Annotated in this window: 16 protein-coding genes and 1 pseudogene; 5 read left to right on the top strand and 12 right to left on the bottom strand. The window is 72.4% G+C overall.

Features of this window, described 5'->3' with window-relative positions:
• Window positions 1–114 precede the first annotated feature (114 nt).
• On the top strand, window positions 115–2,004 hold the full coding sequence (gene speA / locus QFW81_RS02260) for an arginine decarboxylase (protein WP_280576934.1): 1,890 nt from the start codon (window positions 115–117) through the stop codon (window positions 2,002–2,004).
• A 37-nt stretch (window positions 2,005–2,041) separates the two neighbouring features.
• Here speA and QFW81_RS02255 read toward each other — a convergent pair whose 3' ends face one another.
• The 9 genes from QFW81_RS02255 to radC form a co-directional block, all read right to left on the bottom strand.
• Window positions 2,042–2,422 carry a DUF6768 family protein gene (locus QFW81_RS02255; protein ID WP_280576933.1) on the bottom strand — a complete coding sequence of 127 codons (381 nt, stop codon included), beginning with the start codon at window positions 2,420–2,422 and terminating at the stop codon, window positions 2,042–2,044.
• A 202-nt stretch (window positions 2,423–2,624) separates the two neighbouring features.
• The gene (locus QFW81_RS02250) at window positions 2,625–3,989 is read right to left on the bottom strand and encodes an FAD-containing oxidoreductase (protein ID WP_280576932.1); all 1,365 of its coding nucleotides are present in this window, start codon (window positions 3,987–3,989) and stop codon (window positions 2,625–2,627) included.
• Window positions 3,986–4,450, bottom strand: coding sequence for a DUF4126 family protein (locus QFW81_RS02245; protein WP_280576931.1), 465 nt, complete (start codon window positions 4,448–4,450; stop codon window positions 3,986–3,988). Before QFW81_RS02245 ends, QFW81_RS02250 begins: the two co-directional genes overlap by 4 nt.
• Before the next feature lie 419 nt (window positions 4,451–4,869).
• Window positions 4,870–6,120 (bottom strand): MFS transporter, encoded by a 1,251-nt coding sequence (locus QFW81_RS02240; RefSeq protein ID WP_280577046.1) that lies wholly within the window; start codon window positions 6,118–6,120, stop codon window positions 4,870–4,872.
• Window positions 6,121–6,351: 231 nt separating this feature from the next.
• The gene (locus QFW81_RS02235; protein WP_280576930.1) at window positions 6,352–7,107 is read right to left on the bottom strand and encodes an SDR family NAD(P)-dependent oxidoreductase; all 756 of its coding nucleotides are present in this window, start codon (window positions 7,105–7,107) and stop codon (window positions 6,352–6,354) included.
• 169 nt (window positions 7,108–7,276) lie between these two features.
• Window positions 7,277–7,642, bottom strand: coding sequence for a hypothetical protein (locus tag QFW81_RS02230; protein ID WP_280576929.1), 366 nt, complete (start codon window positions 7,640–7,642; stop codon window positions 7,277–7,279).
• 76 nt (window positions 7,643–7,718) lie between these two features.
• Window positions 7,719–8,462 carry an SPOR domain-containing protein gene (locus QFW81_RS02225; protein ID WP_280576928.1) on the bottom strand — a complete coding sequence of 248 codons (744 nt, stop codon included), beginning with the start codon at window positions 8,460–8,462 and terminating at the stop codon, window positions 7,719–7,721.
• Between the two features lie 11 nt (window positions 8,463–8,473).
• Entirely contained in the window at window positions 8,474–10,174 is a 1,701-nt protein-coding gene (gene argS / locus QFW81_RS02220; protein WP_425603953.1) for an arginine--tRNA ligase, read from the bottom strand.
• Window positions 10,175–10,275: 101 nt separating this feature from the next.
• On the bottom strand, window positions 10,276–10,950 hold the full coding sequence (gene radC, locus QFW81_RS02215) for a RadC family protein (RefSeq protein WP_280576927.1): 675 nt from the start codon (window positions 10,948–10,950) through the stop codon (window positions 10,276–10,278).
• A gap of 201 nt (window positions 10,951–11,151) precedes the next feature.
• Between radC and coaBC the strand changes: the two are divergent.
• From coaBC to QFW81_RS02200, 3 genes and pseudogenes are all read left to right on the top strand, one after another.
• A pseudogene (gene coaBC / locus QFW81_RS02210) lies at window positions 11,152–12,374 on the top strand (bifunctional phosphopantothenoylcysteine decarboxylase/phosphopantothenate--cysteine ligase CoaBC).
• A complete protein-coding gene (gene dut, locus QFW81_RS02205) occupies window positions 12,371–12,844 on the top strand; it encodes a dUTP diphosphatase (RefSeq protein WP_280576926.1) in 474 nt (157 codons plus the stop codon). Before coaBC ends, dut begins: the two are co-directional and overlap by 4 nt.
• A 21-nt stretch (window positions 12,845–12,865) precedes the next feature.
• The gene (locus QFW81_RS02200) at window positions 12,866–15,205 is read left to right on the top strand and encodes a phosphomannomutase/phosphoglucomutase (RefSeq protein ID WP_280576925.1); all 2,340 of its coding nucleotides are present in this window, start codon (window positions 12,866–12,868) and stop codon (window positions 15,203–15,205) included.
• A gap of 1,126 nt (window positions 15,206–16,331) precedes the next feature.
• On the opposite strand, the gene QFW81_RS02195 is transcribed toward QFW81_RS02200, so the two are convergent.
• A complete protein-coding gene (locus QFW81_RS02195; RefSeq protein ID WP_425603951.1) occupies window positions 16,332–17,453 on the bottom strand; it encodes a Gfo/Idh/MocA family protein in 1,122 nt (373 codons plus the stop codon).
• An 89-nt stretch (window positions 17,454–17,542) separates the two neighbouring features.
• Here QFW81_RS02195 and QFW81_RS02190 point away from each other — a divergent pair, with 89 nt between their 5' ends.
• Entirely contained in the window at window positions 17,543–18,799 is a 1,257-nt protein-coding gene (locus QFW81_RS02190; protein ID WP_280576924.1) for a TIGR03862 family flavoprotein, read from the top strand.
• A gap of 33 nt (window positions 18,800–18,832) precedes the next feature.
• On the opposite strand, the gene QFW81_RS02185 is transcribed toward QFW81_RS02190, so the two are convergent.
• Entirely contained in the window at window positions 18,833–19,483 is a 651-nt protein-coding gene (locus QFW81_RS02185; protein WP_280576923.1) for a hypothetical protein, read from the bottom strand.
• 25 nt (window positions 19,484–19,508) lie between these two features.
• Window positions 19,509–20,168 carry an orotate phosphoribosyltransferase gene (gene pyrE, locus QFW81_RS02180; RefSeq protein WP_280576922.1) on the bottom strand — a complete coding sequence of 220 codons (660 nt, stop codon included), beginning with the start codon at window positions 20,166–20,168 and terminating at the stop codon, window positions 19,509–19,511.
• Window positions 20,169–20,184: the final 16 nt, after the last annotated feature.

The raw sequence follows: 20,184 nt of genomic DNA, 5'->3' as shown, positions 1-20,184 counted from the left end.
CCTGCGGTCCCGCTGCTGCGGGACCCGGGCGGCCGCGGCGCGCCCGGGCGGTGCCGTGGCCGGGTGGTCGCAAGGCCTAGAATGTGCGCCTCCCCCGCCCCCGGATGCCCGCCGATGACCGCCTGGTCGACCGAGCACGCCCGCAAGACCTACTCGATCCCGCACTGGTCGGAAGGCTATTACGACGTCGACGCGGACGGCCGCGTGGTCGTGCGTCCGCTCGGTGCGGACGGGCTGGCGGTGCCGCTGCCGGAGATCGTCGACAAGGCGATGGAGCGCGGCGCCAAGCTGCCGCTGCTGGTGCGTTTCCCGGACATCCTCGGCGATCGCCTGCGCCGCCTGCAGGCCGCGTTCGCGCAGGCGCAGGCGGACTGGGACTACACCGGCGGCTACACCGCGGTGTATCCGATCAAGGTCAACCAGCACGCCGGCGTGGCGGGAACGCTGGCCTCGCACCATGGCGAGGGCTTCGGCCTGGAGGCCGGCAGCAAGCCGGAACTGATGGCGGTGCTGGCGCTGTCGCGTCCGGGCGGCCTGATCGTGTGCAACGGCTACAAGGACCGCGAGTACATCCGCCTGGCGCTGATCGGGCGCAAGCTGGGCCTGGGCACCTTCATCGTGGTGGAGAAGCCCTCCGAGCTGCCGATGATCCTGGAAGAGGCGAAGGCGCTGGGGGTGGAGCCCGGCATCGGCGTGCGCATGCGCCTGGCCTCGCTGGGCGCCGGCAAGTGGCAGAACAGCGGCGGCGACAAGGCCAAGTTCGGGCTCTCGCCGCGCCAGGTGCTGGACCTGTGGAAGACCCTGCGCGACGGCGGCATGGCGCACTGCCTGGGCCTGCTGCACTTCCACATGGGCTCGCAGATCTCCAACGTGCGCGACATCGCCAACGGCATGCGCGAGGCGACCCGCTACTTCGTGGAACTGTCGAAGCTGGGCGCGACCATCAGCCACGTCGACGTCGGCGGCGGCCTCGGCATCGACTACGAGGGCACGCGTTCGCGGAGCTTCTGTTCGATCAACTACGGCGTGAACCAGTACGCCTCCACCATCGTCCAGCCGCTGGCCGACGCCTGCACCGAGCACGGCCTGGCGCCGCCGCGCATCGTCACCGAGTGCGGCCGCGCGATGACCGCGCACCACGCGCTGCTGGTGGCCAACGTGGTCGAGGTGGAGCAGGCGCCGGAAGGCCGCGTGCCCGACGCGCACGACGACGAACCGCACGCGATCGCCTACCTGCGCGAGATCCACGGCGACCTCGACCGGCGCCCGCCGGTGGAACTGTTCCAGGAGGCGCAGCATTTCCACGCCGAGGGCCTGTCCGCCTACGCGCTGGGCCAGATCGACCTGGTCGCGCGCGCGCGCATCGACGACCTGTTCTACGCCATCGCGCATGGCGTGCGCGCGCGGCTGAGCTACGGCGAGAAGAGCCACCGGCCGCTGCTCGACGAACTGGCCGAGCGCCTGGTCGACAAGTACTTCGTCAACTTCAGCGTGTTCGAATCGATGCCCGACGTGTGGGCGATCGACCAGGTGTTCCCGATCGTGCCGATCGAGCGCCTGGACGAGGTGCCCGACCGCCGCGGCGTGATCGCCGACATGACCTGCGACTCCGACGGCAAGATCGACACCTACGTCGAGAACGAGGGCCTGGACGCCTCGCTGCCGCTGCATGCCACCCGCCCGGGGGAGCGCTACCGGCTCGGCTTCTTCCTGGTCGGCGCCTACCAGGAGATCCTCGGCGACATCCACAACCTGTTCGGCGACACCGACGCGGTCGAGGTGCGGCTCAACGACGGCGGCTACGCGATCACCCAGCAGCGCCGCGGCGACACCACCGACGTGATGCTCGATTACGTGGGCTACAAACTCGACGACCTGCGCCGGATCTACAAGGCGCGCGTGGGCGGCGCGGACCTGTCCAAGTCCGAGGCCGCACGCCTGAACGAGGCGCTGGAAACCGGGCTCACCGGCTATACCTACCTCGACGACACGCCGCCGGCCTGAGCCGGCGCGATGGCGATGGCCCAGGTCGGCGACTGGATCATCGCGCCGGGGCGTTCGCCTCCTGCGCCAGCGCGACCCGCAGTTCCACGCGCTTGAGCTCGCGCAGCACGCGGTTGGCCTCCACCCGGGTGCCCATCACCGACTTCATCATCGCCGAGTACTGGAACGCCACCAGCGCCACCACGCCCCAGCGCACGGCGGACAACGTGTCGGTTGCCGACCACAGCTGCCAGAACGCGAACGCGAAGCCCGCGAACGCGGCCAGCGCGGTCACGTAGGCGAGCACGCCCACCCAGCCGTCCGGCCCGCGGAACAGGCCCAGCGACTGGCGGATGTAGCCCGGCTCGCCATGGCGGGCGAGCAGTTCGCGATCCTCCGCGGTGAGGGCGCGGGAAATCAGCTCGTCGGTGTCGTTCATGTCGCATCTCCTTCCAGTCGTGCGCGGATGCGTTGCCGCGCGTGCATGAGCCGGGTCTTGACGGTGCCCGGCGGCATCGCGCGACACCGATCGCTCCCGTGGCGTGGGTCCAATGCAGGAAGGTGCCGCAAAGCGGCCGCGCGGTTCACTGCCCGCGGCGCGACGTGGCCGCGAAGGCCGGGCCGGGTTGGAACAACGGGCGTTAGGCCGGCCGCAAGTCCGACACCAGCGTCGGCAGCAGCTCCGACACCGTCGGGTGCACGGGTACCGTGCGCCGCAGCTGGTCGGCGGTCGCGCCCACGCTGATCATGTCGATCAGGCCGTGGATGGCCTCGTCCCCGCCGGTGCCGAGGATGGCGGCGCCGAGCATGCGGCCGCTGCCGGCATCGGCGACCACCTTCATGAAGCCCCGGGTCTCGTCCTTCTCGATCGCGCGGCCCACCCGGCTCATCGGCCGCTTGCTGACCAGCAGGGGCCGGCCGGTCGCGGCGGCTTCGCGCTCGGTCATGCCCACGCGGCCCAGCGGCGGGTCGATGAACAGCGCATACCCCGGCACGCGGTCGCCGACCTTGCGCGACTCGCCGTCGAGCAGGTTGGCCGCCACGATCTCGTAGTCGTTGTAGGCAGTGTGGGTGAAGGCTCCGCGGCCGTTGCAGTCGCCCAGGGCCCAGATGCCGGGCACGCTGGTCTGCAGGCCGTCGTCGACGGTGATGTAGCCCCTGGCGTCGACCGCCACGCCCGCGCGGTCGAGGCCGAGGTCGTCGGTGTTGGGGCGGCGCCCCACGGCGACCAGCACGTGGCTGGCGTCCAGGCGATCGTCGTCGGCTTCCACCTCGATGCCTTCGCCGGACGGCGCGAAGCGCATGGACGAGACCCCGGTGCGGATGGCGATCCCCTCGCTTTCCAGGATCTCGCGCACCGCCGCCGACACGTCCGCATCCTCGCGCCCGACGAGGGCGGGGCCGCGCTCCAGCACCGTCACGTCGGCGCCGAACCGTCGGTGGATCTGCGCGAACTCGAGCCCGATGTAGCTGCCGCCCACGATCACCAGATGCCGCGGCACGCGGTCGAGCCGCAGGATCGAGGTGTTGGTCAGGTAAGGGATGCGGTCGAGTCCGGGCAGGTCCGGCACCAGCGCGCGGCCACCCACGTTGAGGAAGACCTGGTCGGCCGTGATCGCCTCGTCGCCCACGCGCAGCGTGCGCGGTCCCTCGAAGCGGGCGTGGCCATCGAGCAGCGTGCAGCCGGCCATGTCCTGCAGCCAGTTCTCCACGCCGTGGCGGGCGTTGGAAGAGACCGTGTCGGCGCGGCTGCGGACCCTGGCCATGTCGATCCCGACCGCGCCCTCGGTGAGGACGCCGAAGTCCGCGGCCCGACGCGCCAGGTGCGCCACGCGCGCGCTGGCCACCAGGGTCTTGGTCGGCATGCAGCCGGTGTTGACGCAGGTGCCCCCGGGCAGCTTGCGCTCCACCACCGCGACCGATCGGCCCGCCGCCGTGAGGCGCCCGGCGAGCGGCGGCCCGGCCTGGCCTGCGCCGACGATGATGGCGTCGAAATGGCGGCTCATGCCACCGCCCGCAGCAGCAGCCACGCAGCGGCGATGGCGGTCGCGTCCTCGAGCAGCGCGGCGGGCAGGTCGCGGCCGAACGCGGACGCCAGCCGTGCACGCAGCGCGCGGCCGGCCAAGGTGCCACCGATGGCGCCGGCCAAGCCCGCTGCGAGCCCGCCGATCCACGGCGCGCCGGTGCCCAGCGCCAGCAACGCTCCGGCCGCCGCGCCCACGACCAGCCGGGCGCCGAACTGCACCGGCACGGTGCGGCTCGGGGTCGACGGCAGCTTGTCGGCCACCAGTTCCCCCAGCGCCAGCAGGGTGAGGATCCAGGGCGCCCACGCGTTGCCGAGGAGGGCGAGCCAGCTGTCGCCGAAATCGAGCCAGCCCGCGCGCGTCGCCCAGGCGACGGCGGCGAGCGGCAGCATGGCGCGGAGGCCCGACACCATGCCAAGCAACAGGGCAACCAGGAAGATCATCGTGGACTCCTGTGCCCCGGACGGGGCGGACTTGCCGGCTTCGCGACCGGCAGAGCCAGCCTACTCCTTCCCGACGTCGCGGCGCCCGCGCCACCCGACCATCGCCGGCGCAGCTTGCACTCGTGTCGCCCGGGCAAGCGGAGCGCACCCGGGGTGCCCTCTCCACCCCGGACGCGACGATGTCCATCACCCCGGCGCCCGTCTCCGCCCCTGGCCGGGTGACGCATCGTTCGCGAGCCGACCGCTACCCGGCGCCGATCCAGTCGCACCTGGCGCGGCGCCGCGTCCGCCGTTGCGTCGCCTGGGCAAGCGCAGCGCACCCGGGACCCGACCTGCCTCGATCACGGTGGCGTCCGCCAGCCCGGCGCGCTTCTCCGGCTTCGGCCGGGGCACATATCCTCTAGAGAGCGGCTCGCCCCTCACCGCTGCCGGCCCGGTCGCACCCGCCGCGGCGCGGTTTCCGGCAGCCGCAGCAGGACCGGCAGCACGGCCACGCCGACCACGGCGATCATCGCGCCCGGCGCCAGCGCCCAGCCCGTGCGTTCGACCAGGACCTGCGCCAGGAACGGGGTGAGCCCGCCGAACAGCGCGGTCGCGGTGGTGGCGCCGAACGCGAGGCCGCTCAGGCGCCCCTCGCCCGGGAACTGTTCGGCGGTGGCCACCGCACCGACCGCGCTGACGCCGCCGGCCACGCAGGCCAGCAGCAGCGCCCCGGCCAGCGCCGTGTCGGCCGAACCGGCGGCCATCATCGAGAACAGCGTGATCGGCAGCAGCGCACTGCACAGCGCCAGCGCGACCAGCACCGTCCGGCGGCCGGCATGGTCGGAGACCAGCCCGAACAGCGGGGTCACCAGGATCACCACGACCGCGGCCCACGTGGACAGGCCCAGCGACACGCCTTCGGTGAACATGCCGACCGAGGTCAGGAACGCGGGCACGTAGGTGATGCCGACGTAGTAGGTGATCGAACCCAGCGCGGAGATCGCGAAGCCGCGCGCGATTCCCGCACGGTGAAACCGGAGCGCATGCCGCAGCGGACTGGCCGGGATGCTGCCCGCGCGCTTCTGGCGCTCGAACTCCGGCGACTCCTGCATCCGCGCGCGCGCGATCCAGACCGTTCCCGCGAGTGCGGCTCCGACGAAGAACGGGATGCGCCATCCCCAGGCGTCGAGTGCCTGCGCGTCGAGCAGGTTCACGGTGAGCGCCGAGACCGCGACCGCGAGCAGCGCACCGACCTCGGCCGCGGCGGCGGCAAGCGAGGTGACGAGCCCGCGCCGGCCGCTCGGCGCACCTTCGAGCAGGTAGGCGACCACGCCGGTGTATTCGCCGCCGACGGCGAAGCCCATCACGCAGCGCAGCCCGATGATGGCCACGCCGGCGGCGGAGCCGATCTGCGCATGCGTGGGCATCAACGCCATCGCCAGCATCGCGCCGGTCATCACCGCCACCGACAGCAGCATCATCCGCCGTCGCCCCCCGCGGTCGCCCAGATGACCGAAGAACAGCGCGCCCAGCGGCCGCATCAGATACGCCACCGCGAACCCGCCCAGCGTGGCGATCAGCGAGGCCTCGCCGCCGCCGAAGAACACGCGCGACAGCACGGTCGACAGGTACAGGTAGAGCGTGAAGTCGTACCACTCCACGATCGTCGACAGTGCGGCGACGGCCATCGAGCCGCGGGACACGGGGCGGTGGCCGTGTTCCTGCGTGGCCGGGGATGGACGTGGGGCTTCCGCCATCAGCGGGCCGCAGCGCCGGGCGCGCAAGCGGTGGACATGCTGCTCTCCTGGATCCGGGGGAGATCGCGACGCGACGCCGCCATGCTAGCGGAGGCCCGTGCAGGCACCGCGTATACGACGCCGGCCGGGGCGTCGCCGACGCCTGCGCGAAGGCACGGCGGCTCAGCCCGGGTCGCGATGCACCTGGAACCCGGCGAACGACTGCGACACCGGCATGAGTTCCAGCCGGTTGATGTTGAGGTGCGGCGGCAGCGTGGCGACGTAGTGGATCACGCCGGCGATGTCCTCCGCGGTCATCGGCTGCGCGCCGGTGTACAGGGTGTCGGACGCGGCCCGGTCGCCGCCGGTGCGCACCAGGGTGAACTCGGTCTCGGCCATGCCCGGCTCGATCGCGGTCACGCGCACGCCGGTGCCGTGCAGGTCGCTGCGCAGGCCGAGCGAGAACTGGCTGACGAACGCCTTGGTGCCGCCGTAGACGTTGCCGCCGGGATACGGATAGACCCCCGCGATCGAACTGATGTTGATGATCGCGCCACGGCGTTCGATCAGGCTCGGCAGCAGGGCGTGGGTGAGCGCGACCAGGGCGGTGACGTTGGTGTCGATCATCTGCCGCCACTGCGCGAGGTCGGCGCGCTGCGCCGGCGCGGTGCCGAGTGCGAGTCCGGCGTTGTTGACCAGCACGTCGATGCCGCGGAAGGCGTCGGGGATGGCGTCGAGCGCCGCCTGCATGGCGTCGGCGTCGCGGATGTCGAACGCGGCCGCGTGCAGGCGCGTCTCGCCATGGCGCTCGACCAGCTGCTGCAGGCGCTCGGCGCGGCGGCCGGTGGCCACCACGCGCCAGCCATCGGCGAGGAAGCGTTCGACGGCGGCGGCGCCGAATCCGGAGGTGGCGCCGGTGATCAGGATGGTGCGGGACATGGAGGCGATTCTAAGCCGCGCGCCATCCCTGGTTCACCACGGCCCGGCCGCCCAAGCGGATGCGCGCGCAGGCGGTCCACGGTTCGCTGCCCAACCGGGCAAGGCATGCAGCGGGACGGGCGGAAGCCATGGCATGACCAGCCTCGCGCAGGGTGTCGCGGCCCCGGGTCTAGGAGGCCCCCGCGCCGCCCGGTCTGGGCTTGCGCGCGGATCGTGCGCTGCCGGCGTCGGCCTGTGGCGGCGTCACCCGCCTGCGGCCGGTCGACGACTTGCCCCGCGTCCGCGCCTTCGTGGCGCGGTGCTTTTCCAGCATATCCTCGGCCAGCACCACGTCCTCGGACAGGATGCCCGCGGCCTTGGCGATGGCGATCCGCGCCTGGGCGCGGTTCTCGTCGGGATTGGCCTGCAGCAGTTCGCGGATGGCCTCGCGCACCGCGCGTTCGGCGCTGTGCTTGAGGGTCAGGTCGCTGCTCTCGCGGAACAGCGCCAGCAGCACATCGACGACGGGTTTGATCAGGGCGGCTTCGATGGCCATGGCGGTGCCTCTCTCCAGGCCCGGCAGTGTGCCGGGCGGGCATCGCGCGGCCTGCGACCGGCCTGGGACGGACCGCTCAGTTCGCCTTGATCGCCAGCGCGGGAAGCCCGCCGTTGCCGAGCTTCTGCTTGGCCTGGGCCAGTTCGGTGGCGGTGCCGTAGGGGCCCATGCGGACGCGGTACACGGTCTTGCCGTTGGCCGAGCCGGACTCGACCCGCGCGCTGAGGCCGAGCAGGGCGATGCGGGCCTTGAGGGCCTCGGCATCGCCGGAGGCGCTGAACGAGCCGGCCTGGAGGATGTAGCGGGCGCCGTCGGCCGCCGCTGCGGCCGAGGCGGCTGCGGACGGCGCGGTTGCCGCAGGCGTGGTCGCCGGGGTCGTGGGCGCCTGGCTCGCCAGGTCGGCGGCGTCCTGCTCGCGCTGGCGCTGGGCGGCCAGCGTCCGGCGCTGGCGTTCGGCTTCCTCGCGCGCGCTGGCGGCGAGCTCGGCGTCGGTCAGCGCCACCTCCTGCTCCGGCAGCACGGTGTAGAAATCGTAGTCCGGACTGGCCGGCGCGGGTTCCGCGCCGGGACCCACCGTGGCGGCAGGCGCGTCCTCGTCCGGCGGCGGGACGTCGTCGCCGTCGATCGCGCTCACCGCCGGCTGCGCGCCGGCATCGGGCTGCGGCCGGAAGAAACCGTCGGTGCGCTCGGACTTGAGGTACCGGGGCAGCACCAGCACCGCGACCAGTGCGATCACGATCCCGAGAATCATCCACGCCCAGCCCGGCAACCCGTTGCCGCCGTTGCGCGTCGCCTGTGACCTGCCGCGTTTTGCCGCCATGCCTGCTGCCCCTACATCCGTTCGGGCGCGCTCACGCCCAGCAATGCCAGCCCGTTCGCGAGCACCTGGCGCACGGCCAGCGCCAGCGCCAGCCGCGCGTTGCGTGCGTCGGCGTCGTCGACCAGGAACTGGTGGTCGTTGTAATACGTCTGGAACCCCTGCGCCAGTTCGAGCAGGAAGGCGGCGACCAGGTGCGGCTCGAGCTGCTCGCCCGCGGCGGCCACGACTTCGGGCCAGCGCGAGAGATCGATCAGCAGGTCGCGCAGGGACGCGTCGGCCAGGTTCGGTGCCTGGGCCAGGCCGGCCTCGAGGTCGAACGCCAGCCCGCGTTCGGTCAGCTGGCGCATCAGGCCGCAGATGCGCGCGTGCGAGAGCTGCACGTAGTACACCGGGTTGTCGAGCGACTGGCTGCGCGCCAGGTCGATGTCGAAGGTGAGCTGCGAATCCGGCCGGCGCGCGACCAGGAACCAGCGCACCGCATCGCTGCCGGCCTCGTCGATCAGGTCGCGCAGGGTGAGGTAGCTGCCGGCGCGCTTGGACAGCTTCACTTCCTCGCCGCCGCGCATCACCGTCACCATCTGGTGCAGCACGTACTCGGGGTAGTTGGCGGGAATGCCGGCGTCGAGTGCCTGCAGCCCGGCCTTCACCCGCGCCAGCGAGCCGTGGTGGTCCGCGCCCAGCTCGGTGATCGCGCGCACGTAGCCGCGCTGCCACTTCGACAGGTGGTAGGCCACGTCCGGCACGAAATACGTGTACGTGCCGTCGGACTTGCGCATCACGCGGTCCTTGTCGTCGCCGAAGCCGGTGGTCCTCAGCCACAGCGCGCCGCCGTCCTCGTAGGTGTGGCCCTTGGCGACCAGTTCGCGCACGGTCTCGTCCACCTTGCCGTCGGTGTACAGCGACGATTCCAGGAAGTACACGTCGAACGACACGCCGAACGCCGCCAGGTCCTCGTTCTGCTCGCGCCGCAGCCAGGCGACGGCGAACTGGCGGATGGCGTCGAGGTCGTCGGCGTCGTCCCTGCCGGTGACGGTGTGGCCCTCGACCTCGACGCTGTCGCCGCGCAGGTAGGCCTGGGCCACGTCGGCGATGTAGTCGCCGTTGTAGGCCTCGGCCGGCCAGTCGGCGTCGCCGGGCTTCAGGCCCTTCGCGCGGGCCTGGGTGGAGCGCGCGAGGTTCTCGATCTGCACCCCGGCGTCGTTGTAGTAGTACTCGCGGCGCACGTGCCAGCCGTTGGCGGCGAGCACCCGCGCGATGCAGTCGCCGATCACGCCGGCACGACCGTGGCCCACGTGCAGCGGCCCGGTGGGGTTGGCCGACACGTACTCGACGCCCGCCGTGCGGCCGCCGCCGCTGTCGTTGGCGCCGTAGCAGTGCCCGTGCGCGAACACCGTGGCCAGCTGCCGCTGCCAGGCGGCGGGCGTGAGCCGGAAGTTCAGGAAACCCGGCCCGGCGATCTCGACCGCGGCGATGGTGTCGTTGGCCGGCAGCGCGTCCACCAGCATCTGCGCCAGCGCACGCGGGTTCGACTTCGCGGGCTTCGCCAGCAGCATCGCGGCGTTGGTGGAGAAATCGCCGTGCGCGCGGTCCTTCGGCCGCTCGACGACGAAGTCGGGCGTGGCGAAGTCGGCGGGCAGGCTGCCTGCGTCACGCAGGGCGGCGATGGCCGTCTCGACATGCTGTCGGATCTGGCCGCGGAGCTGGGGATTCACGGAAAAGGCGCGTCGGTTCTGCAGGGCGCTAGTGTACGCGAGCGGGACGTGCGGGGTCCGGCCGCGCGTGGCGCGGCGGTGGAATGAACGGCGCCTTGACGCTACACCCAGCCCCGCGCCGCGAGCGATACCGGCGCGCCGTCGCCGACCACGAAGTGGTCCAGCAGGCGCACGTCCACCAGCGCCAGAGACTGCTTAAGCTGCGCGGTCACCGCGCGGTCGGCGGCGCTGGGCTCCGGATTGCCGCTGGGATGGTTGTGTCCGACGATCACCGCCGCCGCGTTGTGCGCCAGCGCGCGGCGCACGACTTCGCGCGGATGCACCTCGGCGCCGTCGATGGTGCCGCGGAACAGTTCCTCGAACGCCAGCGCGCGGTGGCGCGTGTCCATGAACAGGGCCGCGAACACCTCGATCGCCTGCCCGCGCAGGCGCTGGGCGAAATAGCGGCCGGCCGAGGCCGGATCGGTCAGGGCCTCGCCGCGCTCGAGCCCCGCCGCCAGCCAGCGGTTGCACAGCTCCAGCGCCGCCGACAGCTTGCACGCGCGCGCCGGCCCGAGCCCCGGCAGGCGCGCCAGCCCGGCCGGGTCGAGTTCCAGCAGCCGGCGCAGCGGCCCGTGCCGGTCCAGCAGCTGTCGCGCGGTGGCCACCGCGTCCTGCCCGCGCAGCCCCGAGCCGAGGAAGATCGCCAGCAGTTCGGCATCCGACAGCGCGGCCGCGCCCCGGGCCAGCAGTTTCTCGCGGGGACGTTCGTGGCTGGGCCAGTCGCGGATGTGCATGGCGGGGGCGGGAGGCGGACGGGAAAGGCGCTGGCGACCGGCGGGACGTCCCGGCGGAACAGGGGAATTCCCATCGGGGCGTGCCTGTCCCGGCCGCCAGCGTGAAATGGATTGCAGCGCATCGCCGCAGCCGCGGCAGCCGGGCGATCCCCCGCCATCGGGTAAGCTGTCGCCCGGATCCGGGGTAGGAATTTCCTGACGATGGCAGCCGGTCTCGGCCTGCGGGGACAGCGCGTGCTGCTGTGCGTGTGCGGCGGCATCGCCGCGTACAAGGCGGCCGAGCTCGTGCGTCGCCTGGGCGATGCCGGGGCGCAGGTGCAGGTGGCGATGACCGACAACGCCCAACGCTTCGTCGGCGCGCAGACCTTCCAGGCGCTGTCCGGCCGGCCGGTGCGCACCTCGCTCTGGGACGCCGCGGCCGAGGCCGCGATGGGCCACCTCGAACTCGCGCGCTGGGCCGGCCGGGTGGTCATCGCGCCGGCCTCGGCCAACACCATCGCCCGGCTGGCGCACGGGTTCGCCGACGACCTGGTGAGCACCCTGTGCCTGGCCACCACCGCGCCGATCACCCTGTGCCCGGCGATGAACCACCGGATGTGGCTGCACCCGGCCACGCAGGCCAACATCGCCGTGCTGCGCGATCGCGGCGTGGCGGTGGTGGGGCCGGAGGATGGGCCGCTGGCCGAGGGAGAATCCGGCCCCGGGCGGCTGACCGAACCGGCGACGATCGTCGCTGCGCTGGAGGCCGCGTGAGCCACGTGCCCACCGCGGGGCCGTTGGCCGGGAAGCGGGTGCTGGTCAGCGCCGGCCCGACCTACGAAGACATCGACCCGGTGCGCTTCGTCGGCAACCGCAGCAGCGGCAAGATGGGCTTCGCCGTGGCCGCGGCCGCACGCGACGCCGGCGCCGAAGTGGTGCTCGTCGCCGGCCCGGTGCACATGGACACCCCTGCAGGCGTGTCGCGCATCGACGTGCGATCGGCCGCGCAGATGCACGCCGCCGTGCTGGGCGCGCTGCCGGCCGACGTCTACGTCGGCGCGGCGGCGGTGGCCGACTTCACCCCGCGCCGCGTGTCCGAACACAAGATCAAGAAGACCGCCGGCACCGACACCCTGGTGCTGGAGCTGGTGCGGACCCCCGACATCCTCGCCGATGTGTCCGCGCATCCGCAGCGGCCGGCGCTGGTGGTCGGGTTCGCGGCCGAGACCCACGATGTGGCGCGCTATGCGCGCGGCAAGCTCGTAGCCAAGCGCCTGGACCTGATCGCGGCCAACCTGGTCGGCGGCGCCGAGGGTGGCTTCGAGCGCGACGACAACGCCCTGGCCGTGTACTGGGACGGCGGCGAACGACCACTGGGCCCGGCGTCCAAGCACGAGGTCGCCGCGCAGCTGGTGGACCTGATCGCCGGGAGGTTGCCGGCATGATCGCCGCGACCGCCGCGCACGACCTGCAGGTGAAGCTGCTCGACCCGCGGCTGGGGACGCTGTGGCCGCTGCCTGCACATGCCACCGACGGCAGCGCCGGACTGGACCTGCGCGCCGCGCTCGACGGGGCGCTTGCGCTCGCGCCCGGCGATGCCGCACTGGTGCCCTCGGGGATGGCGATCCACATCGCCGATCCCGGGCTGTGCGCGGTGATCCTGCCGCGCTCGGGCCTCGGGCACCGCCACGGCATCGTGCTCGGCAACGGCACCGGCCTGATCGATGCCGACTACCAGGGACCGCTGCTGATCAGCGTCTGGAACCGCGGCCGCGAGACCTACACGATCGAACCCGGCGACCGCATCGCGCAGCTGGTCCTGCTGCCGGTGGTGCGCGCGCAGCTGCAGGTCGTGGATACTTTCACCGACAGTGCGCGCGGCACGGGTGGCTTCGGCCACACCGGCGTGCGCTGACAGGGACGAACCGGAACGAGCATGACGACCAAGACCGAACCCACCAAGGCGCGCGTGTTCGCGCAGCTGCGACCCTGGCTGCCGTGGCTGGCGGCCGCACTTGCCCTGCTGGCCGTGTGGCTGGCCTGGAGCGGCTGGCGCGCGCTGCAGGAGGAGTCGCGCCGCACCGGCGTCACGCTGGCGCGCGACAACGTCGCCGGGATGGTCGCCGGCACGCTGCGCGGGGACGTGAAGCGGCTGCAGGACCTGCTCGCGGGCGCCGAGGTCCAGTCCGCACTGGCGGCCGACGACGCCGCGGCCGCGGCGCGCGCCGTGGCCGCCGGGTGGCCCGAGGCGGAGCAGGTCGAGATCCATGCGGCCGACCTGGACGGGATGTACGCGGCCCTGCCGGGCGGCGGCTTCGGTCCGGTCTCGGTGATGGAGGCCGCGCTGGTGCGCGGCGAGCCCGTGGTCTCGCTGATCCGGGTGGACGACACGCCGCGTCTGGCCATCGCCGCGCCGGTGCAGGCCGACGGGGCGGCCGCGGGGGTGGCGTTCGTCCGTCTGCCCGCCTCGCGCGCGACCGCGGCACTGGAAGGCGTGGACGTGGATCCCGCGACCTACGTCGCGCTGCGCCAGGGCGGATTCACGCTGCTGGAGAAAGGCGACGTGGCGCAGGCCGAAGCCGCCGAGCGCATGGCCGTGCCGGTGTCCGGCACCGACCTGCGGGTCGCGGCGTCGATGCCGCGCACCGGCCGCCCTCCGTTCGGATTGGAAGGCATCCCGCTGTTCGTCGCCGTGATCGTCCTGCTGCTGCTGGCCTATCTGCTGTGGCGGGTGCCGGCGCGGGTGCGCCAGGCGCTGTCGAGCGGCACCGGGACCGACGACGACGCGCCGGAACGGACCCTGGTCGAGGCACTGGCCGAGCCGCCGAACGACGACGCGGAGTCCGCGGCGCCGGTGCCCGCCGTGGTCGCGCGCGAAGCGCCGCGACCGCCGCCGGTCGACATCGACCGCAGCATCTTCCGCGCCTACGACATTCGCGGCATCGTCGGCCAGACGCTCGACGCCGGCGTGGCCGAGCTGATCGGCCAGTCGGTGGGCTCGCTGATGCAGGAGCAGGACCTGCCCGACATCGTGATCGGCCGCGACGGCCGCCTGTCCGGCCCCGATCTCGTCGCCGGGCTGGTCAAGGGCCTGCGCCGCGCCGGGCGCAACGTGATCGACATCGGCCTGGCGCCGACGCCGGTGACCTATTTCGGCGCCTACCACCTGCGCACCGGCTGCTGCATCTCGGTCACCGGCAGCCACAACCCGCCCGACTACAACGGCTTCAAGATCGTGGTCGGCGGCGGCACGCTCTCGGGCGATGCGATCACCGACCTGTACGCGCGCATCGCCGACGGCCGCCTGCACGACGCCCCGGCGCCGGGCGAGGCCAGCGAGCGCGACATTGGCGACGCCTACGTCGAGCGCATCGCCGGCGACATCCAGCTCGCGCGCCCGCTCAAGGTCGTGGTCGACGCCGGCAACGGCGTGGCCGGCGAGATCGGCCCGCGCGTGCTCGAGGCGATCGGCGCCGAGGTGATCCCGCTGTTCTGCGAGATCGACGGCACCTTCCCCAACCACCACCCGGATCCGAGCGAGCCGCACAACCTGGTCGACCTGATCGGTACGGTGAAGCGCTTCGACGCCGACCTGGGCATCGCCTTCGACGGCGACGGCGACCGCCTGGGCGTGGTGACGAAGGACGGCGAGAACATCTATCCCGACCGCCTGCTGATGCTGTTCGCGGCCGACGTGCTCGATCGCAACCCGGGCGCGGTGATCGTGTACGACGTCAAGTGCACCGGGCGCCTGCCCGGGCACATCCTGCGCCATGGCGGCAGCCCGCTGATGTGGAAGACCGGGCACTCGCTGATCAAGGCCAAGATGCGCGAGACCGAGGCCGAGCTGGCCGGCGAGATGAGCGGCCACTTCTTCTTCCAGGAACGCTGGTACGGCTTCGACGACGGCATCTACGCCGCCGCGCGCCTGCTGGAGATCCTGGCGCTGGACCCGGGCGATCCCAGCGAAGCGCTCAACGCGCTGCCGGGCGGGGTGTCGACGCCGGAGATCAAGGTCGAGGTCGCCGACGGCAATCCGCACGCCTTCGTCGAACGCTTCCAGCAGCAGGCGCGGTTCGAGGGCGCGCGCGCTTCGACCATCGACGGCCTGCGGGTGGACTGGAACGACGGCTGGGGCTTGGTGCGCGCATCCAATACGACGCCGGTGCTGGTGCTGCGCTTCGATGCCGACACGCAGGAAGCGCTGGACCGCATCCTGGCCGACTTCCGCGCCCAGATCGCGTTGGTCGATCCGGAGCTGAAGCTGCCGTTCTGAGTCGTACCGGATCGGGTTCTCGAAAAAGGGCGACGCGTTCCGGCGGCGTGGGCCGGCGAGCGTCCGTCTGCGCGACTGCGAAGCATTGGGGACTCGCAGGATCGATGTGCGGATGCCGTTGCAGTGCGTCGGACTGGAGACACGTGACGAGCGGGGCTCGCAGCGAGCAGGCGGCGCCGGGACCGGGTGCCTCCGGTGACGAATGTCCCCCGGCGACGGCCCGCGGCCGTCGCCTCCTCCTTGATTTCGTCCCCGGAGACACCCGCCCCCGGCGTCCCGGGCTGCGTGTGTCGTCCGGTGCAAACAGCGGATGCGTCACCTGTCCGGAAGATCCGTCGGATGACGGCGCTCTGATGATTCGCGCGTGCTGGTACAGGACGATGGCGACCCGTGCGGGAGTGATCGGCGCGAGGTGGTGCTCGGCCTGCGCGGCTGAAGGCGTCTGCCCAGGTCTGACGGGAAGCCTCCCGACAGCCACGCCGGCAACAATCGGGCGCACCACTCAACCCTGGTCACGTGCTCGTTGTTCCGCGGGTGATTGGCATCCTCGGTCCCCGCAGCATCTCTACGACCAACTGTCGCAGGCGCATCTGCAAGCGCGCGGACGGCAGGCATCGGCGATGTCGGCTTCGTGCGCAAGGAGGCGAATCGCCTGAAGAGACGATGGAACCATCCGCCGCGCCGGATAGATGACACGGGATGATGAAGAAGGCGGGCAGAGCCGAAGCGCCTCGCAGCCCGAGTCACGCAAGCCCGGCTTTCCGTTCCTGCCGCAAGCCCATCCCCGGTCCGGCCGGTGGGCCTTTGCGCGAACTCAAGGAGGAGGCGGCCGCGCATGCGGACGCCGGGGGACATTCGCAGCGAAGGCCCGCCGGTCGGACCGGGGTCGCTCAGGTTGCGGGGGATGGAGCCGCGCCGCGACTCCTTATCGCTCTCGGCAACAACTCACCCACCGGACATCCGCCTCGCGCGCACGATCGCCGGAAAGCCAGCGCGCACCGCCGCCGCTACCCGCGGTGAGCAAGGGGACAGCCGCGGCATCAGACCGAACCGATCCAGCCGCGCGGATCGCGGTCGGCGAAATCGAGGATGCCGAACCGCGGCCTACGTTGCCGGACAGGCGCCCTCAGGCCTGCGCGATCTCCACCCGCTTGCCGTCCGCCTTCGCCGAAGCGAAGACGGCATCCAGCACGCGCAGGTCGCGAACCCCTTCCTCGCCGGGCACGCGCGGCGCGCGCTGTTCGAGGATCGCCAGCGCGTCCTGGTCCATCTGCTCGGCCTGCATGCGCGGCTTCTCGCCCAGCTGCGGTTCGAACACGGTGCCGTCGCTGGCGCGGCCGCCGTTGCCGTCGTAGCCCTGGAACGGCGACATCGTGTACCAGCCGCGCTCGCAATCCACCTGCAGCGTGTTGAGGTTGCGGCCGAAGCTGGTCACGCACTCGGCGACGATGTCCTCGGGGAATTCGAGCCGGAAGCGCATCGTCTCGTCGACGCCCTTGAACAGTTCGCGGCGCACCGTCTCGTCCCAGGCCTGGACCGCGACTGGCTCCATGCCGGTCGAGTAGCGCGCCGCGTTCACGCAGTACACGCCCATGTCGTACATCGCCCCGCCGCCGCGCGCCGGATCGAGGCGCCAAGCCTCGTCCGCGCCGTTGCGCCACCCGAACCAGCCCGCGTCCGCGCGCAGCTTGATGATGCGGCCGAACGGACGCTCGGTCGCCATCGCCATGAAGCGGCGGGTGTTGGGCTCGTGCTGCATGCGGTAGCCGACAGTCAGCTGCACCTTGTGGTCGCGGCAGGCCTTGACCATCGCCTCGCCCTCGGCCGCGTCCATCGCCATCGGCTTCTCGCACCACACGTGCTTGCCGGCGGCCGCGGCGATGAGGGCGTGCGCCTTGTGCAGGTGGTTCGGGGTGACGATGTAGACCGCGTCGATGTCCGGGTTGTCGGCGATGCGGTGGAAATCCTCGTACGAGTAGACGTTGCGGTCCGGGACGCCGTACTTGCCCTGCCACTCGGGCAGCTTGTCGGGTGAACCGGTCACCAGGCCGGCGAGGCGGCAGTGTTTCGTCAGCTGCAGCGCCGGGGCGAGCAGCCCCTTGGCGTAGCCGCCCAGTCCCACCAAAGCCACCCCGATCCTGCGGTCCTGGGCCAGCGAGCGCGGGCTCCACGCCGCCGCCGCGCCCGCGAGGGCCATCGATTGCAGCGCCTGGCGGCGCGTCCAGCCACGGTTCCGGTCCCCGGTCATCGCTCGTCCCATCAGTCGGTGTCGGGCCCATGTTAGCGCTCACCCGCGGCACGCGCCGACCGCTGCGACGCGGCGGCGATAATGCGCGCATGCACGACCCGCACCCCAGATCTCGCGTCGCAGTGGTCGGCGGCGGGCCCGCCGGGCTGATGGCCGCCGAACGCCTGCGCGCGGGCGGGGTCGCGGTCGATCTGTACGAGGCCAAGGGTTCGGTGGGGCGCAAGTTCCTGATCGCCGGCAAGGGCGGGCTCAACCTGACCCACTCCGATCCGCGCACGCGGTTCGCCGCCCGCTACCGCGAACGTGCGCACGAGGTCGGCCGATGGCTTGAGCGCTTCGATGCCGACGCGCTGCGCGACTGGGCCCGCGGCCTGGGCGTGGACACCTACGTCGGCAGTTCGGGGCGCGTGTTCCCGCTCGACCGCAAGGCCGCGCCGCTGCTGCGCGGCTGGGTCCGGCGCCTGCGTGCCCAGGGCGTCTCCGTGCACGTCCAGCACCGCTGGACCGGCTGGGCCGCCGACGGCGCGCTGTGCTTCGACACCCCGCATGGCCCGGTGCGGGTGCGGGCGGACGCGGTTGTGCTGGCGCTGGGGGGTGCGAGCTGGCCGCAGCTGGGCAGCGATGGCGCCTGGGTACCGGTGCTGGCGGCGGAAGGGGTGGAGGTCGCGCCCCTGCGACCGGCGAACTGCGGATTCGAGGTCGACTGGTCGCCGCATTTCGCCCAGCGCCATGCCGGCGCGCCGCTCAAGCCGGTGGTGCTGCACTGGGTCGCCGGAGACGGCAGCGCGCAGCAGTTGCAGGGCGAGTGCGTGGTGGCAGGTTACGGGCTGGAAGGGAGCCTGATCTACGCCGTTTCCGCGACGTTGCGTGAACGCATCGAACGCGAAGGCCACGCCGACATTGCCCTGGACCTGGTGCCGGGGCGGGATCCCGCCGCCCTGCGCGCCGCACTTGCGCGGCCACGGGGTGGACGCAGCCTCTCCGAACATCTGCGCCGCGCCGCCGCGGTGCACGGCGTGAAGGCCGGCCTGCTGCGCGAGGTGCTGGGCGCCGACGAGCTGCACGACCCGGATCGGGTGGGTGCCGCACTCACCCGGCTGCCGCTGCGCCTGCGTCGCCCGCGTCCCGTGGCCGAGGCGATCAGCACCGCCGGCGGGGTGCGGCTGGAAGCGCTCGACGACGGACTGATGCTGCGCACCCGGCCGGGCACCTTCGTGGCCGGGGAAATGCTCGACTGGGAAGCGCCCACCGGCGGCTACCTGCTCACCGCCTGCTTCGCGAGCGGACGCGTGGCGGCCGACGGGGTCCTGGACTGGCTGCGCCCAGGCACGAGGGCACCGGGCTGACGCCCACGGGCCGGGGCCATGTGGTGGCGCCCGTTAGCGCTGCTGCGGGCTCTTCAGCTCGTGATAGCGCTCGACCGCGTGTGCGAGTTCCGCATCGAGCGAGGCGCGCTCCTCGATCTGCTGGCGCATGATGGCCTGCTGCCGCAGCAGGTCGCGGTGCTGGGACTGGATGTTGTCGGCCAGGCCCTTGCGCACCGGCTGGCCCTGCAGTTCGAGGTCGTTGGCCTGGCGCAGCAGCGAGACCAGGCTCTGGCGCAGGTTGGTCACGCCCATGCGCGAGGTCTTCAGGCCTTCGTCCACCAGGACGATGCGGTCGTCGAACGCGGCGCGCAGGTCTTCCTCGGTCTCGTAGGATTCGGCCATCGCCCGCTCACGCCGAAGCCGCGCCGCCTCGGCGTTCGCCGCGATCCCGGCCTGGCGCTCGGCGGCCTCGGCCGCCGCCCGTTCCTCGGGCGTCAGCTGTTCATCCAGGCGCGCCAGCGGGCGTCCGCTGCGGGCGCTGAGTTCGGTGCGCGCGGCATTGACCGCGTTCGGCGGCAAGGCGTCGCCACAGACCCGGCGACCGCCCTCGTCCCAGCAGTACAGCTTCTTTTCGGCGCTGGTGTCGGCCGGTCGTTTCTGGGCCGGGGCGCCGGCGCACAGCGCGCTCAGCGCCACGCCTGCCAGCCATGCATGCATCTTCATCGAAACCCGCCCCCTGCGGATCGAATCAGTGGGTGCCATCGACGCCATATTGCCCCCAATAGGCCTGTAAACGCGAGCGCTCGTCCGACAGGGCCGCGCTCCCGTCGGCGAACGCCAGCAGGTCGGCCAGGGTCGCCACCGCGATCACCGGGATGCCCGCTTCCATGGACACCGCCTGCGCGGCCGACTGCGCGGCGCCGTCGGCGGCGATCTCCTGGCGGTCGAGCGCGATCACGATGCCCGCCGGCGCGCCGCCGGCGGCGCGGATGGTCGCCAGCGCCTCGCGGATCGCGGTCCCGGCGGTGATCACGTCGTCCACCACCAGGACCCGGCGTCCGTCCAGCGGCGCGCCGATCAGGGTGCCGCCCTCGCCATGCGCCTTGGCCTCCTTGCGGTTGAACGCCAGCGGCAGGTCGCGGCCGCGGCGCGCGTACTCGCTGGCCAGCGCGGTGGCCAGCGGGATGCCCTTGTAGGCCGGTCCGAACAGCAGGTCGAAACCGATCCCGGCCGCCTCCAGCGCATCGGCGTAGCAGCCGGCGAGCGTCGCCAGCGCCGCGCCCGAATCGAAGTGCCCGGCGTTGAAGAAATACGGACTCACGCGTCCGGACTTGAGCGTGAACTCGCCGAAGCGCAGCGCCTGCGCGCGCAGCGCCAGTTCCAGGAAGCGGGTGCGGTGGTCGGTCATGGCGGGCATTGTCCCA

Source organism: Luteimonas kalidii (assembly GCF_029887935.1).
GTDB classification, from domain to species: Bacteria; Pseudomonadota; Gammaproteobacteria; order Xanthomonadales; family Xanthomonadaceae; genus Luteimonas; species Luteimonas kalidii.
The sequence above is the reverse complement of the archived record's forward strand: the minus strand, read 5'-3'. Positions and strand labels throughout refer to the sequence as shown.

What these genes read in the sequence shown, in the direction of transcription:
- QFW81_RS02245 (WP_280576931.1), bottom strand. Translation starts at nt 4,450, where the DNA reads ATGATCTTCCTGGTTGCCCTGTTGCTTGGCATGGTGTCGGGCCTCCGC.
- speA (WP_280576934.1), top strand. Translation starts at nt 115, where the DNA reads ATGACCGCCTGGTCGACCGAGCACGCCCGCAAGACCTACTCGATCCCG.
- QFW81_RS02190 (WP_280576924.1), top strand. Translation starts at nt 17,543, where the DNA reads ATGCACGACCCGCACCCCAGATCTCGCGTCGCAGTGGTCGGCGGCGGG.
- QFW81_RS02225 (WP_280576928.1), bottom strand. Translation starts at nt 8,462, where the DNA reads ATGGCGGCAAAACGCGGCAGGTCACAGGCGACGCGCAACGGCGGCAAC.
- QFW81_RS02255 (WP_280576933.1), bottom strand. Translation starts at nt 2,422, where the DNA reads ATGAACGACACCGACGAGCTGATTTCCCGCGCCCTCACCGCGGAGGAT.
- QFW81_RS02200 (WP_280576925.1), top strand. Translation starts at nt 12,866, where the DNA reads ATGACGACCAAGACCGAACCCACCAAGGCGCGCGTGTTCGCGCAGCTG.
- QFW81_RS02185 (WP_280576923.1), bottom strand. Translation starts at nt 19,483, where the DNA reads ATGAAGATGCATGCATGGCTGGCAGGCGTGGCGCTGAGCGCGCTGTGC.
- QFW81_RS02195 (WP_425603951.1), bottom strand. Translation starts at nt 17,453, where the DNA reads ATGACCGGGGACCGGAACCGTGGCTGGACGCGCCGCCAGGCGCTGCAA.
- pyrE (WP_280576922.1), bottom strand. Translation starts at nt 20,168, where the DNA reads ATGACCGACCACCGCACCCGCTTCCTGGAACTGGCGCTGCGCGCGCAG.
- radC (WP_280576927.1), bottom strand. Translation starts at nt 10,950, where the DNA reads ATGCACATCCGCGACTGGCCCAGCCACGAACGTCCCCGCGAGAAACTG.
- QFW81_RS02240 (WP_280577046.1), bottom strand. Translation starts at nt 6,120, where the DNA reads ATGGCCGTCGCCGCACTGTCGACGATCGTGGAGTGGTACGACTTCACG.
- QFW81_RS02235 (WP_280576930.1), bottom strand. Translation starts at nt 7,107, where the DNA reads ATGTCCCGCACCATCCTGATCACCGGCGCCACCTCCGGATTCGGCGCC.
- QFW81_RS02230 (WP_280576929.1), bottom strand. Translation starts at nt 7,642, where the DNA reads ATGGCCATCGAAGCCGCCCTGATCAAACCCGTCGTCGATGTGCTGCTG.
- dut (WP_280576926.1), top strand. Translation starts at nt 12,371, where the DNA reads ATGATCGCCGCGACCGCCGCGCACGACCTGCAGGTGAAGCTGCTCGAC.
- QFW81_RS02250 (WP_280576932.1), bottom strand. Translation starts at nt 3,989, where the DNA reads ATGAGCCGCCATTTCGACGCCATCATCGTCGGCGCAGGCCAGGCCGGG.